13 protein-coding genes are annotated in these 14,637 nt (G+C 36.8%); 4 read left to right on the top strand and 9 right to left on the bottom strand.

The window, feature by feature from the left end:
• Nucleotides 1-8: 8 nt before the first annotated feature.
• The 3 genes from ACH3O9_RS12815 to ACH3O9_RS12825 form a co-directional block, all read right to left on the bottom strand.
• A complete protein-coding gene (locus tag ACH3O9_RS12815; RefSeq protein ID WP_416441041.1) occupies nucleotides 9-1,922 on the bottom strand; it encodes a mucoidy inhibitor MuiA family protein in 1,914 nt (637 codons plus the stop codon).
• A 66-nt stretch (nucleotides 1,923-1,988) separates the two neighbouring features.
• Nucleotides 1,989-2,384 carry a thiol-disulfide oxidoreductase DCC family protein gene (locus ACH3O9_RS12820; RefSeq protein ID WP_416441043.1) on the bottom strand — a complete coding sequence of 132 codons (396 nt, stop codon included), beginning with the start codon at nucleotides 2,382-2,384 and terminating at the stop codon, nucleotides 1,989-1,991.
• 2 nt (nucleotides 2,385-2,386) lie between these two features.
• On the bottom strand, nucleotides 2,387-4,561 hold the full coding sequence (locus ACH3O9_RS12825) for an endonuclease MutS2 (protein WP_416441045.1): 2,175 nt from the start codon (nucleotides 4,559-4,561) through the stop codon (nucleotides 2,387-2,389).
• Nucleotides 4,562-4,622: 61 nt separating this feature from the next.
• Between ACH3O9_RS12825 and ung the strand changes: the two genes are divergently transcribed.
• A complete protein-coding gene (gene ung, locus ACH3O9_RS12830; protein ID WP_416441047.1) occupies nucleotides 4,623-5,288 on the top strand; it encodes a uracil-DNA glycosylase in 666 nt (221 codons plus the stop codon).
• Nucleotides 5,289-5,581: 293 nt separating this feature from the next.
• On the opposite strand, the gene ACH3O9_RS12835 is transcribed toward ung, so the two are convergent.
• The 6 genes from ACH3O9_RS12835 to ACH3O9_RS12860 form a co-directional block, all read right to left on the bottom strand.
• On the bottom strand, nucleotides 5,582-6,433 hold the full coding sequence (locus ACH3O9_RS12835; protein WP_416441049.1) for a substrate-binding domain-containing protein: 852 nt from the start codon (nucleotides 6,431-6,433) through the stop codon (nucleotides 5,582-5,584).
• Nucleotides 6,433-8,487: a polyphosphate kinase 1 gene (gene ppk1, locus ACH3O9_RS12840; RefSeq protein ID WP_416441051.1), complete on the bottom strand. Its 2,055-nt coding sequence runs from the start codon at nucleotides 8,485-8,487 to the stop codon at nucleotides 6,433-6,435. Before ppk1 ends, ACH3O9_RS12835 begins: the two co-directional genes overlap by 1 nt.
• 72 nt (nucleotides 8,488-8,559) lie before the next feature.
• On the bottom strand, nucleotides 8,560-9,432 hold the full coding sequence (locus tag ACH3O9_RS12845; RefSeq protein WP_416441053.1) for a nucleoside phosphorylase: 873 nt from the start codon (nucleotides 9,430-9,432) through the stop codon (nucleotides 8,560-8,562).
• 1 nt (nucleotide 9,433) lies between these two features.
• Nucleotides 9,434-10,369 (bottom strand): DUF1835 domain-containing protein, encoded by a 936-nt coding sequence (locus ACH3O9_RS12850; RefSeq protein ID WP_416441055.1) that lies wholly within the window; start codon nucleotides 10,367-10,369, stop codon nucleotides 9,434-9,436.
• A gap of 12 nt (nucleotides 10,370-10,381) precedes the next feature.
• Nucleotides 10,382-10,714: a translation initiation factor gene (locus ACH3O9_RS12855; RefSeq protein ID WP_416441057.1), complete on the bottom strand. Its 333-nt coding sequence runs from the start codon at nucleotides 10,712-10,714 to the stop codon at nucleotides 10,382-10,384.
• A gap of 3 nt (nucleotides 10,715-10,717) precedes the next feature.
• Nucleotides 10,718-11,668, bottom strand: coding sequence for an isopenicillin N synthase family dioxygenase (locus tag ACH3O9_RS12860; protein WP_416441059.1), 951 nt, complete (start codon nucleotides 11,666-11,668; stop codon nucleotides 10,718-10,720).
• A 135-nt stretch (nucleotides 11,669-11,803) separates the two neighbouring features.
• On the opposite strand from ACH3O9_RS12860, the gene ACH3O9_RS12865 reads away from it, so the two are divergent.
• From ACH3O9_RS12865 to ACH3O9_RS12875, 3 genes are all read left to right on the top strand, one after another.
• Nucleotides 11,804-13,810 (top strand): alpha-ketoacid dehydrogenase subunit alpha/beta, encoded by a 2,007-nt coding sequence (locus ACH3O9_RS12865; protein WP_416441061.1) that lies wholly within the window; start codon nucleotides 11,804-11,806, stop codon nucleotides 13,808-13,810.
• A 145-nt stretch (nucleotides 13,811-13,955) separates the two neighbouring features.
• A complete protein-coding gene (locus ACH3O9_RS12870; protein WP_416441063.1) occupies nucleotides 13,956-14,114 on the top strand; it encodes a DUF1328 family protein in 159 nt (52 codons plus the stop codon).
• A 30-nt stretch (nucleotides 14,115-14,144) separates the two neighbouring features.
• Complete coding sequence (locus tag ACH3O9_RS12875) at nucleotides 14,145-14,630, top strand: lipocalin family protein (protein ID WP_416441065.1); 486 nt, start codon at nucleotides 14,145-14,147, stop codon at nucleotides 14,628-14,630.
• The last annotated feature ends 7 nt before the right edge of the window (nucleotides 14,631-14,637 follow it).

Here is a 14,637-nt window from a genome sequence, read left to right on the forward strand (position 1 = left end):
ATTGTGTTTTATAGATTTATATATTGACCACGCGGGTAACGTACCTCAAAAGAGAATTCTTTAGTAATGCTGTCTTTAGGCGGAATATCAAGTTTCCATTGCATAATGCCGGTTTCTTCTTTGTAGATGGCGTCTGCTGTTTCAACCTCAGAAACTTTAATTTCTTTATTCTGCGAGATAGGAATGCGGTCTTCAAGCAGCAGATTGATAGCGGTCGATTTATTGTTCTTTATCTCGATTTTATAGCCTTTTGCAACGATTTTGCTGCCACCTAAAAAGGATTTGCTTTTAAAATTATCCTGCTTCTCGCGGGTCACAATAATATTGGGATCTACACCCAATGAAAGCTGTAAACTGTCTGATGTTGCTACCGGACTAATTTGCGTCTTACCGGCATAACTACCTTCAAAATAGATGTTAGCTTCTCCCTGCAAAAGATCATAATTTTCCCAGTCTGTAACTGTGGCAGTAAGAAAAACGTTCTCATTAAGTTCTGGTGCCGCGTAGTGCTGATAGCTGGCAGGAAGTTCAAAATTATCGATCTCAATTGTGGTGATATCAGGATTTGAAACGATGGTGTACCGCTTTTTGATCTCAAAACGAGTATTAGTTAAACTTTCCTCTTTGGTTTGTACGTTTTCGTTATACTGCATTTTCGGCGCTGAAATACTACTTGCGCCTCTTATAACAATACCTGCTGCTTTCCCTTGAAGTTTTCTGCTTAAATCTTCATTACCATATCCAGTTACCACAACTTCATCTAGAGCCTCATTATCAGTCTCTAGTTGTACATTCATTCTGGTGGCATAAATAGGCACATCTTCAGTATTAAAACCTAAATAAGAAAAGGTTAATGATCTCCCGTTAGAAACTCGTAAGCTATAATTACCGTCAAAGTCTGCGGTGGTGCCATTAGAAGTGCCATTTTCAATTACATTCACACCGGGTAATGGCAGTCCGGCGTTATCTTTTACCGCTCCCGTCACGTAGCGAATAGTGGGATTATACTTTAAATTACTGCGATTAACTGCTGTAGAGCTTCTGTAATTTCGGCTTACAAAATTGAGGTATTTTGGGTCTAGTTCTGGTTTTAAATTATCTGTATACGGGTCGCCGGTAGAGAGGACAAGTTTTACATCATTCCAGTCGATACCGCTTTGTTGATAAACGTTAGCATTATATTCTAGCGAAATAGGAGCAGAAGTGTTAGCTGCGCGAATGTCATAAACCGGAAACCAGCCTGCATTTTCAATTATGTATGAAATCTCCAGATTTAATAAGGTTGCCTGTTCTGCTTGTAATTTTAAAGTGATCTCACCTCTGCGTTCTTTGCGTGAAGAATCTATAGTTTGCATCTCACTACGATGATCTTGTATGTCTTCCTCAAGATCTGCCAACTCTTGCTTTTGTTTGTAAATGTTGTTCTTAATTTCAGTTGTGCGCTGGCGGTAGTACTCTGCTATCTGTTTTACTTTCTCGAGATTTAAATCTGTATTATCGCTGTTTATTCTATCGTTTTTAGAAAGCAGATTAAGTTCCTGCTGGTACCCTTCTATGGTGTTTTGTATTTCGTTTTTACGAAAAAGCAATTGGTCAAGCGCATTGTCTAAACTGGTATATTCCGCAGAAGCGGCTTTCTTTTCCAGATAGTTATAATTAAATTGAATAGAGAGAACAGTTGCATCTTTAAGGCCGGAAACCTGAATACTACTTTCCATCACATCTGGAGACAGATTGTTAAAAACCAATTCATTTACCCCAGATTTTAAATACACCTGTGAGGTGCGATCAATTGTGGCGCCCTGTAAAAAAACGGTAACTCGTTCTATCGAAGATTCCTTATAAACAGGAGATTTTTCGGCTCCCAGAGCGATATTTAGGCAAAAAAAGAGGGTAAATAATGCAGGTAATGCTAATCTCATATACTTTTAGTTTTCTCTAAAAATAACTGAAAACCTGCTTAAAACAGTAAAAAATCGAATAATTTACTATAAAAATCGGGAGTTTAATTCCGCCGTAGGCATCATACAGCTTTCTCTTTTTCCAAACCAGTTATAGCGGTTTCTGGCTATCAGATCATATACAGCGTGGCGAATAAACACGGGAATTATGCCAAACCCATAAATAAGTGGATAGGCTTTATCAAGATGACGAGCAATTTGCAAAGCAGCGGTAGATTTTATATATGCTTTATCATTTGCTATAAGAATTAAGGAGTCTGTTTTTGCAGGATCAATATTAAATTTCTGAAGCAATTTTTTGCCTTCTTCAGTTTGTATAGCTGCAAATTTAAAAACTGATCTCCGGTCATGTTTAATAACAAATTGTACAGCGCCATTGCACAAATTACAAACTCCGTCAAAAAGGATAATCTTTTGCGACATAGTTACTTTTTTGCCGGCTGTACAAGTTCTAGCTGGTCAACATCAATATTTGTGGTAAACATGCCGTAGTTAACTATTGCCTTGCCCTTTTCTATCTCATCAATACTACCTACGGCGCGACCATCTGGCAAGCGCACTCTATCACCAACTTTTAAAGTGACCTTAGGCCTTTCTTTCTCTATCTTTTCCTGCTTCTGTTTCTCTTCTTTTTTCTTTTCTCTAATTATAGCGACTTTCTTTTCAGCTTCCTGTTTTATTTGTTCTTCTTTAGCTTTTTGAGCCCGTTTCTCTTTAGCAGATTTACGCTGTCGTTTGCTGTTTTCTATCTGTACAACTTTAAGCAGCTCTGCCATAAGCTCTTTCTTGTTCTTACTATAATAGAATTTTTCGCTTAGATCATTAAGTTTTTGTCCCAGATAAATAAGCCGCTGATTGCTGTCATATAACTCCTGAAAACCTTCCAGCTTTTGTTGAACCCGTGCATTTATTTTATCAAGCTCCTGCTGCTGCTTCTGCGCTTCCTGCTCTTTTGTTTTTAAAGAAGTTGTCGTTTTGGCAAGTTTGCTGCGTTCTTTTTGCAGATTGGCAATGCTTTTGTCAAAACGTATTTTACCGCGTTCTACCTTCTTTTTTGAGCGATTTATTAATGAAAACGGAATACCATTTTTTTGTGCAACTTCAAAGGTAAAAGAGCTACCCGCTTCACCAATGTGAAGTTTAAAAAGAGGCTCGAGCGTGTGTGCATCAAAAAGCATATTTGCATTTGTAATGGCTGGCGTCTCATTTGCCATCATTTTCAAATTTGCATAATGTGTTGTAATTATACCGTAGCTACCGCGCTCATAAAAAACTTCAAGAAAAGTTTCAGCCAGAGCACCACCTAGTTCTGGGTCACTACCGGTACCAAATTCATCAATAAGAAATAAAGTTTTCTCGTCACATTTTCTTAAGAAATAGTTCATATTCTTAAGTCTGTAACTATATGTGCTCAGGTGATTTTCTATACTCTGGTTATCGCCTATATCTGTAAGGATTTTATCAAAAAGACAAACACGAGAATATTCATGAACAGGAATGAGCATACCGCTTTGTAACATGATTTGTAAAAGTCCTACTGTTTTAAGCGTTATACTTTTACCGCCTGCATTGGGGCCGCTAATAACTATAATACGACTATTGGTATCAAGCGTAATATCCTGCGAGAAGGTTTTCTCACCGCGTTTCTTATTATTTAAATATAGCAGTGGGTGATAGGCTTCTTTTAATTGCAACTCCTGATCCTGTGTGATTGTAGGCAAAACTGCATTTAGCTTTTTGGCATATTTGGCTTTAGCCGAAATAACATCAATTGTTGCAAGCAGCTTTTGATATTCTTCAAGTAAAGGTTGAAAAGGTCTTACAAAATCTGTTAGTTCTTTTAAGATACGTTTTACTTCCTCTTTCTCTTCATATTCAAGATTGTTGAGTTCACGCTGGTGATTAAGCGTGGCTTCCGGTTGAATGTAAACAATGCTTCCGGTCTTTGAATTTCCCAGAATAGTGCCTTTAACTTTTCTTCTGTGCATTGCGCTTACTGCAAGTACACGCACATTATCTACTACAGATTCTCGTATTTCATCAAGATAACCATAACCGGCATACTGAGACAAAGCAGCTCCAAAACTTGAGTTTATCTTTCCTTTTACCTGATTTATAGCTCTACGCGTTTGTTGCAAAAGGGGAGAAGCATCATCTTTAACTTCGCCAAAGCGGTCTACAATGGCATTAATGCTCTCTACTAGTGCAGTTGTAAATTCTGTTTCTTTAACAGTAGCATGCAGTGAAGGATAGGTGTCTCTATATTTTTTGAAAAAAAGAATATGGGTATTTACGGTTTCAGAAATGCTTGTGATTTTTCTAAAACTGCCCACCTCTAAAATAGTATCTTCTATATGCAGCATTTTTAGTTCATGATCAAGCGGATCAAAACCATGATTAGGAATGGGCGCTTCCTGCAGATCTGAACTTACATATTCATTAGTTTGATTGAGAGCGAATGTTGTTTTTTTAAAACTGCCAAAGGGTTTTATCTTTAAAGCTTTGGCTTTCCCCTTTTCTGTGATACACAATTCACTTACCTGAATGCACACACGTGGAAATTCTAAATCTGAAAGAGTTTTAGGATGAATTTTTATCATAGCAAATGCCTAAATTTGAGGCTTCCTCATCGGGATTTTATCCTGCAAATTTAAAACATTAATGAACGTTGACATACACCCAAGCTGGAAAGCTGCTTTAAGCGAAGAATTTGAAAAACCATACTTCACAAACTTGATTTCATATGTAAAAGAAGAGTACCATAAATACACATGTTATCCGCCTGGTAAGCAGATTTTCAAGGCTTTTGATCTCTGTGCTTTAGATGAGGTTGAGGTAGTCATTTTAGGTCAGGATCCTTATCATGGTCAGGGACAGGCAAATGGATTATGTTTTTCGGTAAATGATGGAATATCAATGCCGCCATCTTTAGTAAATATTTTTAAAGAAATAGAAAAAGATCTTGATAAGCCTTTCCCTAAAACCGGCAATCTGGAACGCTGGGCTCAACAAGGTGTACTTTTACTTAATGCAACACTTACCGTTAGAGCGCACGCATCAGGCAGCCATCAAGGTAAAGGCTGGGAACAGTTTACAGATAAGGTTATAGAGGTAATATCACAAGAGTGTGACAACGTTGTATTTCTTCTTTGGGGAGGCTATGCCAAGAAAAAACAAAAATTGATAGATGAGACTAAACACTTGGTTTTAACCAGTGGTCATCCATCACCATTAAGTGCAAATAGGGGATATTGGTTTGATAATAAGCATTTCAGTAAGACAAATGCTTATTTAGAGAAATCTGGCAGGAAAAAAGTAAGTTGGTAGATTTGGAGCATAAACTTCTGCCATTTGAAGTGGTTCAGGATATTAATTAAGAATATTGTTTTGACATATTTCTTTCCAGTTTGTTTTCGGCATTTAACCAGCTTTTTTTAGCTTGAGGTTTTTTACCTTCATCACAACTGAACTGAAATAATAAAATGTTAATAATTAATAATGATCCCAAAATAAAAAAGAAAATAGACATGATGTTATAGTTTGATGGTTATACATATATTGGTACTCTAAATTTCCAAAATGCTTGATAGTTAACAGGTATAATTTATGCGAAAATTATACTAAATATTAACCTTGTAAAAATTAGATTTTTTCACTTCATCGAGCATTTTAAGCTCTTGCAAGCGTTTCTGTACAAAATTGATCTCTTCGTCTTTAATCTGCTCCTGCGTCCAGCGCGTAAGCCCTAACCATTTTTGTATATCTTCTAACTTTTGATCGTATCTATGAGCTAACGTTTTGTCAATAGACGGTATTTTTTTAAAGTCTTCTGTAACTATATTAAGTGTTGTTAAGAACGTGTACAAATCTTCAGAATTTGAGTTTATGCACTCATCTGTCGCGACGATAACAAAGCTTGACCACGGCGAGGGAAAATCTGCAATTCTTCTAAAAACTCCAGAATCTACAAGAGGTTTAGTAGTAAAGTGCTCCCACATGAAATAGTCTGCTTCATTTTCGGTTAGACTTTTAACCGCATTATTCAGCGTTTGTACTTCAACAAATTTGAGTTGATCAGTATTCCAGCCATTTTCTCGTGCCTGCACATGTGCCATAACATGAGAACCTGAGCCATAACGACTAATCGCTACTCGAGCATGTTCTAAATCATTTAATGTTTTAAAAGAACTTTTAGCGGCAACATGTACTCCCCAAATTAGAGGTGAGAAAACATAATTTTGGATAATTTTAGAGGGATTTCCGTTAGCAATATCCTTAACTATGCCGCCAGTAAGAATTATAGCAATATCAATTTCCTGATTTCTTAATGCTTTGGTCATTGCCCCGGTACCTTCAGGAAATTCAACCCATTCGATCAAAATTCCCTTTTCTTCAAAAAGGCCATCTTCTATGGCTAGATGAACAGGAAGGTTAAAATGTTCTGGAACACCACCTAACTTAAGCTTCTTCATTAACTATGCTTAACTCTTAATGATTCAAAAATAGCGTATTGAGATCGTATTTCCGGATCTTGGGCATTCTTTTCGATATAACGGTTATTTTCTTCGCTGTTGTGAACACGTGCCTTGCAGTTGTCATTTAATTGTAAGATTAAAATGCTTTTTAACTCGTTGAAAAGGTCTGTGTCATAGATAGGTGTGAGAACTTCTATGCGCCTGTCTAGGTTGCGTGTCATGAGATCTGCAGACCCGATGTACATTTTTGGCTCCCCATCATTTTGAAACAGGTATATTCTCCCGTGCTCGAGATATCTGTCTACTATACTAGTCATAAATATATTCTCACTGAGACCAGGGATACCGGGAATGAGACTTGAAAAGCCTCTTACTATCAATCTAATTTTTACACCTGCCTGGCTAGCTTTATACAGAAGCTCTACCATTTCTGGATCTTCAAGGCTATTCATTTTTGCTGTTATTGCCGCCTTTTTACCTAATTGTGCATTTTCTATTTCAGTATTGATAAGCTTCTCTAGAAAGCGTCTTGTAGTAAAAGGAGAGATAAGAAGATGTTTATTTCTGGGTATAATTAACGATCCTTCAAGAACCTCAAAGACTCTGGCAAGTTCTTTAGTGATCTTTTTATTAGCGGTAAAAAGACCGTGATCTGTGTAAATTTTTGACGTTTCCCCATTAAAATTCCCTGTGCCTATATAAACGTAACGTCTGCGTTTCTCACCTTCTGTTCTGTTTATGAGTAGAATCTTGGAATGAACTTTAATGCGCGGATAACTGTAGATTACTTTAGCGCCTTTTTCTTCAAATTTTCTGCCCCAAATTATGTTGTTCTCTTCATCAAAACGAGCTTTCGCTTCTATAAAGATAGTTACTTTTTTATTATTATCAAGAGCTTTTAAAAGTGCAGAAGTTAATCTTGATTCTTCTGCAACTCTGTACAACGATATTTTTATATCAGTTACATTTTCATCATCAGCGGCTTGCTCTACAAATCGCTCTATGTAGCTAAAGGGCATAAACGGAAAATGAACAAGTTGATCTTTTTTTCGAATTTCTTCGAAATAATCTTCAGCTTTATTCAGAATTCTGTGCTTTACAAATTCCTTTTTTTTATAATGAAGATCAGGATTATTTGTGGGGTCTGGAAAACTGAAAAAATCATTGAAGTTGTGGTATTTACCGCCGGGCATCATATCGATTTTGCCCAGTTTTAAAAGCTTACGCAGCCTTTTAGCTTCTTGCTCTGGCATGTTTGCATCATAAAGCAAACGTGTGGGCTGGCCTTCTTGTCGCTGATGCAATGAGTCATAAATACGCTCTGCCAGCACGCCGTCAAGTTCATCATCAATATATAATTCTGCATCTCTTGACAGTTTTATTGAGTAGATACCATCTACTTTTTCTGTTGGGAATAGTGTTGCTATTTTATGTCTTATAATATCATCTATAAATGTAATATAATGACGTTCTTTTATATTGCCCAACTCGATAAACCGTGAAGTTGATTCTGTAGGGATGTTTACTATGCCTACTTTCTGTGTATTCTCAAAAACCACGTAGAAATACAAAGACTGATTCTCAAGAAAAAGGTCAGTGTCATTTGCGGGGTCTATTATTTGAGGTTTAACGTCCTGCTTTACGTGTGTCTCAAACCAGATATCTGCGAGTTGCTTTTGTACCTCGTCATACTCTTTGTCGTTTAAAACAATGATGTTGTTCTGCTTTAATTCCGGGATGATCTCTTCGCGAAATATCTTACCAAAAACATTTTGCTGCTCTTTAACGCGTCGCAAAATCTCTTTAATAATTTTATTGGGTCTTAGAGAAAGCTTCTTGCGTATGCTTTTTTCTACCCTTTTAATTTGTCTTAACTGGGAAACACGTACCCTAAAGTATTCATCTAAATTTGATGAATAGATGGCCAAAAATTTCATGCGCTCAAAAAGTGGATTGAAACGCTTGTCGCTTGCTTCCTGAAGAACTCTTTCGTTAAAACTAAGCCAGTTTAAATCACGATGTTTAAGTCGCTCTACAGGGGTATTTTGCATAATTAGGGTGTTTTGCCTCAAAAATACGAAAGGGCCCCAGCGGCTTTGTTTAAGCTTATGTTAAATTACTTTCTACAAACAGGCAACTCTGTCAAGTGCAAGTTGTATAAGAGTATCTACAGTATAATCGGGATTTTCACTGAAGGTGCCCAGAGCACGGTTGGCAAGGATTGCATTTAATGAGATTGCCCTGTGACCTAATAATTGAGAAAGGCCGTAAATGCCGGCAGTTTCCATTTCAAGATTAGTGATCTTAATTTCTCCACTTTTAAAGTTTAAAAGTTTCTCATTGAGTGCGGGATCATCAAGTTTACCTCTTAAAATTCGGCCCTGAGGACCATAAAATCCGACATTTGTGGCAGTAAATCCGCCAATGATTGACTCGTTTTTAAAATGTTTAAAAAGGTCGTCATTTGCATTTACAATGTATGGCTTACTTTTATTTGTATTCCAGTCTGTAAATTCTACAAATTGTTTTTGCAATTCAAAATCCTGAATGTGACTACTTTTATAGAATTGGAGTAAAGAGTCAAATCCTATTGCACGCTCACTTATTAAAAAAGAATCTACAGGAATATCTGTTTGTATGGCGCCGCTTGTACCTATACGTATTATATCAAGCGAAGTAATGTTCTCTTTAATTTCGCGTGAAGCGAAATCAATATTTACAAGTGCATCCAGCTCGTTAATAACAATATCAATATTATCTGTACCTATGCCGGTAGAAATAACAGTGATTTTCTTACCGTTTAATAAGCCCGTTTGAGTTTTAAATTCCCGTTTGTGTGTTGTGATGAGAATCTCATCAAAATATTTAGTGACCTTTTCTACCCGGTCTGGATCGCCAACGGTGATTATCGTGTCGCCAATGTCTTCAGGTTTTAAATTAAGATGATATATGCTGCCGTCTGGATTAAGTATAAGCTCAGAAGAGGGTATTGCCATTTTATAGCTTTAGTAGTTGATGACTTTCCGGATTGTAGAGAAAGTCATATTTATGGGTTCCTCCCATAAAAAAATCTGTTTTTAAGTCTCTGTAAAAATTTTGTGTTCCGTCTAAGGCCATGTTGCCTTTAGAAGAAAGTTTGATGGTGCCATCATCATCCTGATAGAAGAATAATCGCAGTTGATCTATGATCTTAAATATCTGCACATCGCCATAACCGTAATAACCCTGATAATTTAAAACGTAGCCGCAAAGCTGATTTTCAGAGGTAATTCGGTGATTTTTGATCAGTTTTAGGATGTTTGTCTCAAGCGTATTTAAACCTGTATGTGCGTTAGGATAGCGCTCTATATGGGCACGTATGCAACTTGATAAATATTTAAAATTTGATGATTTACGTATTTCCGGCTTTAGCTTGTTTGGGTTGTTGCCACAATACAATTCCCAGATAAAATTTGCCATTTCCAGATCATCTTCAGACAGGCGTATTTTATTTTCATAATGCGCGTGAAGCTGGGCATCACTTAATTCTGAAAGACCAATAAGATCTTTCTCTCCCGGCACGCGACCACTACAAACGAGGTATACTGCCTCGTGGTGCTTGTTTTGAATAAGATAGCTTATTGCTGCAAGCATATTTATATGACAGAAAAGATCAAACTCAAACCAAAGGATGATCTCATCATAGTTATCTATCTGCGAAAGCTTATGAATTTGCGAGACAAATTTCTCTTCATAATCTTCTTCAGATATCGAGTAATTCTCAAGTAAGAACTTCTTTCTTATCTTAATGAAATTTTCTGTACCAACCTCTGTTACGGTAGGGCCTTCACAAAGCATTTCCCGCCATATAATAATATCACCGGTGAGATCTATTTGTTGTAACCTTTCAGTTAAGCTGTCACCGTTTGTAATATGAAGAATTTGCTTTTCCATATATATTAAGAATTAACCACCTACACGTTTTACTTTAAAGCCTTTATCTTTTAAAAAGCTCATAATACGGTCGCGATAGTCTCCTTGTATAATGATGCTCTCTTTTTTGAAACTACCACCTACGCCTAGCATGACTTTTAACTCTTTAGCAAGAATCTTAAAATCTGAGTCGGCACCGGTGTATCCTTCTATTATTGTAATGGGTTTACCTTTTCTTTTTTCGTATTTGCAAAGCAAAGGTTCATCTTGCATCCATATATCAAGATTATTCTCATCTGTATCCTGAGGTTCATTTTGAGGTACATGATCAGGGAAAAGGTTTGATAACTGGTCTTTAAGATCCATATTCTATTTCTTTATCAATCCTATTTCTACAAGGCGCTGGTGTAAAAATTCACCGGCTGTAATATCTGGAAAGGCTTTTGGGTGATCTTCATCTATACACTCTTCTAGACAATCTAAAGGCATCTCACTGCGTGGGTGCATAAAAAATGGAATAGAATATCGTGGAGTACCCCATTGTTCTTTGGGTGGGTTGGTAACCCTGTGAATCGTTGATCTTAATTTATTATTTGTGTGACGCTCCAGCATATCTCCTACATTAATTACTAACTCATCTTCATTAGGTATAGCATCTATCCACTCACCATCTTTTCGTAATACCTGTAAACCGCCAGCAGAGGCTCCCATAAGCAGAGTTATCAAGTTAATATCGCCATGAGCACCGGCACGCACGGCACCTTTAGGTTCTGCTGTTATAGGTGGATAATGTATAGGTCTTAAAATGCTGTTTCCGTTCTTAGCCCAATGGTCAAAATATTTTTCATCAAGACCAATATAGAGAGCAAGCGCACGTAGAACATAAATTCCTGTTTTTTCAAGCATTCTGTATGCTTTCATGCCGGTCTCGTTAAAGTGTTCTAACTCCTTAACTTCAACATTATCTGGATATTCTTCTATAAGTTTTGCATCTGCATCAGGCTCTTGACCAAAGTGCCAGAATTCTTTAAGATCGCCTTCCTTTTTTCCTTTAGCGTGTTCTTTACCAAAAGAGATATAACCTCTTTGCCCACCTAAACCTTCAATCTCATATTTCTTTTTGGTTTCTTCTGGTAAGTCAAAAAAGTTCTTTACTTCTTCATATAATCCTTCAACTAATTGATCATCAAGAAAATGATTTTTTAGCGATACAAAACCTATTTCTTCGTATGCTTTGCCTATTTCATCTACAAACTTTTGCTTTCGCTTGGGGTCTTCACTTAAAAAATCTGCTAAATCTACACTGGGAATATTGTTCATCGGGATAAAAATTTTCAATACATACAAAGATACCAATTTTCTATATGCTAAGTTTTAAAGCTTACTTAAATAAGAAGTTTAAGAATTTCTAAGTTAAACAATCCTTTTTTTACATTTGATTTAAAAGTTACACTTATGCACAACGACGCTTTAGATAACATTGCTTTTGATTATCAGGTAAAAAATCTATCCCATTCACAACTTCTTGATCTTTATAAGTGTATGTTAAAACCTCGTTTAATTGAGGAGAAAATGCTCATTCTTTTAAGACAGGGAAAAGTGTCTAAATGGTTTAGCGGGATTGGTCAGGAAGCGATCTCTATAGGTGTTACTAAAGCTCTCTTAGATGATGAATATATTTTACCCATGCATAGAAACCTGGGAGTGTTTACTACGCGTAATGTGCCCTTGTACAGATTATTCTCGCAATGGCAAGGTAAAATGAATGGATTTACTAAGGGGCGTGATCGTAGTTTTCACTTCGGTACTCAGGAATATAAGATAATTGGGATGATCTCTCATCTTGGGCCACAATTAGGAGTGGCAGATGGCATTGCCCTAGCTCATAAGCTTAAGAAGGAAAAAAGAATCACCGCTGTTTTTACCGGCGAGGGGGGCACAAGCGAAGGAGATTTTCATGAAGCTTTAAATGTAGCGGCAGTTTGGGATCTGCCTGTTCTTTTCTGTATAGAAAACAATGGGTACGGACTGTCAACACCGCTTAATGAACAATACCGTTGTGTAAATCTTGTAGATCGCGCTATAGGTTATGGCATAGAAGGTCACATTATAGATGGCAATAATATTGTAGAAGTCTATAATAGAATATCTGAAATAGTTACAGATATGCGTGAGAATCCGCGACCTGTTTTAATAGAGTTCAAAACCTTTAGAATGCGTGGTCACGAAGAAGCCAGTGGCACTAAATATGTGCCTAAAGATTTAATGGAAAGCTGGGGTAAAAAAGATCCGCTCATTAATTTCAAAAATTTTCTTCTACGAGAGGGTATTCTATCAACAGATAGAAATGGTGATTTGATCAACTCTATTAATAAAGAAATTGAAAATGCAATTGAAGAAGCTTTCGCGGAAAGCGAAATCATAGCTGATACAAAACTTGAGTTAGCAGACGTTTTTGCTCCTCACCAGTTCATAGAAGTAAAACCACAACCTGAAACTAAAAATATCCGTTTTATAGATGCAATTGCGCAAAGTATAGATCAGGCTATGGGGCGATTTCCTGATTTAGTCATCATGGGGCAAGATATTGCCGAGTATGGCGGGGTTTTTAAAATTACGCAGGGCCTAGTTGAGAAATATGAAAAAGAGCGAGTAAGAAACACACCAATATGCGAATCTGCTATTGTAGAAACTGCAATGGGGCTTTCAATAAATGGAATGAAAGCGATTGTAGAAATGCAATTTGCAGATTTTGTTTCTTCCGGCTTCAATCCCATAGTGAACTATCTGGCAAAATCGCATTATCGCTGGGGTCAAGCTGCAGATGTTGTAATTAGAATGCCGTGCGGTGCGGGAGTAGGAGCAGGCCCGTTCCACAGTCAGACAAACGAAGCCTGGTTTACGCATACGCCGGGATTAAAAGTCGTATATCCCGCTTTTCCTTATGATGCAAAAGGCTTATTGGCTGCCGCTATAGAAGATGCTAATCCTGTGCTATATTTTGAGCACAAAGCGCTGTATAGAACTATAACGCAGGAGGTGCCACAATCTTATTTTACAATGCCCATTGGCAAAGCAGCAATTTTAAAAACAGGTGAGAGAGCTACGATAGTGACTTATGGGGCAGGTGTGCACTGGGCGCTTGATTTATTAGATAAGGATTCAAAATATGCTGTAGATCTTATTGATCTAAGAACATTGCAGCCTCTTGATGTGGATGCTATTATCACTTCCGTGGAAAAAACTAACAGACTATTGATTCTTACCGAAGATACCGGTTTTGGGGGTCTGGCGAGCGATATTGCGGCTATAATAGCCGAAAATTGCTTTGAGTTTCTTGACGCTCCCATTATGCGTGTAACAAGTCTCGATACGCCCATTCCTTTCGCTTCAGCGTTAGAAGAAAATTATCTTGCAAAGAACAAACTAAAAGAAAAGCTAGACCAGTTATTAGCTTATTAAGCTGTTAAAAAATTAGCAATATCTTAAACTTTTAAAATCATCCTTAACTCATTTTAACAATGGCTAGTTAAACACTATTAACTTATAATTTTAATATCTCTCAACCATATAATTTAGTCTCACTAATCATTAAAAACAATCTATTATGTTACGTTGGACAATCATCTTTATAGTTATTGCAATTATCGCAGCAATCTTCGGTTTTGGCGGTATAGCAGAAGGAGCAGAAAGCATTGCTCGTATCTTATTCTTCATCTTTATAGTACTGTTCTTAATCAGTCTGGTGTCGAGGTTATTTAGATAATAAAATACATTTTTAACTTAAAATTTTAGAATGAAAAGAATTTTTGCAATCCTTTTTATAGCAACTCTTTTTGCCTCTTGCGGCTCAAATAAAAAAGTAGTTCAGGAGTCAAGAAAAACGTTGAAAGGATATTGGAATTTAGATGAAATAAATTACGGTAATTCAAGTGGTGTTTATGATGTAACTCTATTCGGTGATGCTTCTTCAGAATGTTTTGTGGGCAGCACGTGGCGCTTTATACCAAATAACAATTTTGGTAATTACGAGATCACAAGTGCAGATTGCAGTACCGGTAAGAGATATTTCGTCTGGAGTATACCAGAGATGAAAAATGCGGTGTTTTATGACATCCTTCTAAAGCCTACAGACGAGAAAATGAATTCTACTATGAATGATAAGGGTTTTCGTTTAAATCTGGCTTACTTATCAGACAACTCTTTGCAGTTTACACAAACTGTTGAGGTTGATGGGAAACCATTTAAGATCGTAATGAATTTCTCTAAAATTTCAGATTAATTAAATT

Origin of the sequence: Leeuwenhoekiella sp. A16, from assembly GCF_047946675.1 — a bacterium.
GTDB lineage: Bacteria > Bacteroidota > Bacteroidia > Flavobacteriales > Flavobacteriaceae > Leeuwenhoekiella.